The 640-nt window shown below is 73.6% G+C and carries 1 pseudogene; it reads left to right on the plus strand.

What is annotated here, in order from left to right:
- Positions 1-640 (plus strand): annotated as a pseudogene (locus HQQ85_RS20710) (MFS transporter); the annotation flags it as partial.

The following is a 640-nucleotide window of genomic DNA, read 5'->3' on the forward strand; positions in this document are numbered from 1 at the left end:
TCCGCCTGTTCGACGAGGACGATCTGCGCGTGCGCGCCCTGACGGTCATCTCGACCGCGGGGCTGGTCGGCCTGGCCATCGGGCCCACCATCGGCGGGTTCGTGCTCGCCGTGGCACCGTGGCAGGTGCTCATCGTCGCCGACGCGCCCATCGCGGTGATCGCCTTCCTCGGGATCCGCGCCGGGATCGCCGCCGATCGCCGAACCGAGCTCCACCGCGACCCCGTCGACGTGATCGGTGCCGTGCTGGGTACGGCGACCGTCGTCGGGGTCCTCCTCACACCGACCCTGTTCGTCGCCGGCACCGACGTCGCTCCGGCCTGGGGTGCAGCGGCGGCCACCGCGGCCGCAGCGGTCGGCTTCCTAGCCCGAGAGCGCACCGCGCGCCACCCGCTGCTGGATCTCGATCTCGTCGTACAGCCGCTGGTCGCCAGCGGTCTGGCCTACAAGGCGGCGGCCGGCCTCGCGACGGCCGGGCTGTCGTACCTGGTCACGCTGCAGCTGCAGTTCGCGTGGGGGTGGCCGCCGGCCCTCGCCGCCGTCGGCACGCTGCCGCAGGTCGTGGTGCTCCTCGCGAGTGGCCGCTTCGTCGGCCCGTTCGTGAAACGGGTGGGCCTCGATCGAGCGGCCTGGATGAGCGC

The organism is Herbiconiux sp. VKM Ac-2851, assembly GCF_013205105.1.
Taxonomy (GTDB): domain Bacteria; phylum Actinomycetota; class Actinomycetes; order Actinomycetales; family Microbacteriaceae; genus Herbiconiux; species Herbiconiux flava.